The 523-nt window shown below is 60.4% G+C and carries 1 pseudogene; it reads right to left on the reverse strand.

From position 1 onward, the window contains the following. Positions 1-298: pseudogene (locus tag EN750_RS38385) on the reverse strand (sugar ABC transporter permease); the annotation flags it as partial. Between the last annotated feature and the right edge of the window lie 225 nt (positions 299-523).

Raw genomic sequence — 523 nt, forward strand, 5'->3', positions numbered from 1 at the left:
CCCACAGCCCATTCCACAGGCCAACGATTGCGCCAAGTACAAGAGCGGCAAGAATGGTGACCGGAGCAGGCAATCCCGCCCAGGATTCCATGAGCGCTATCACGGTGGCGCAAAGGCTCAGGAACGAGCCGACCGACAGGTCGATTTCGCCCTGCGCAATGATGACAAGCATGCCAAGCGCGACCATGGCCGTCACCGAGGTCTGGCGCATCAGGTTGATGAGGTTGCGATCGCTGATGAACACGCCGTCGGTCGTGATGAAAAGAATGAGCCAGACCAGGCCGACCGCCAGCAGCAAACCTCCAGCTGACCGCGCCTGATGCAGCAACCTGCGGCGACGGCCCGTCTCGGCGCGTTCTACCTTGAGTTCAGCAGGCAAGGCCTGCGGGTCTGAGGCTTCGTAGGTCAATGCAGCCCTCCCCCAACGGCAAGAACAGTCAATTGATGCTCGCTCATTCCCTGAGTATCCGCAATGGCGTCCTGCCTTCCGTCACGCAAAACCAGCACGCGACTGGTCAAAGTC

Origin of the sequence: Mesorhizobium sp. M7A.F.Ca.ET.027.03.2.1, from assembly GCF_003999175.1 — a bacterium.
Taxonomy (GTDB): Bacteria; Pseudomonadota; Alphaproteobacteria; order Rhizobiales; family Rhizobiaceae; genus Mesorhizobium.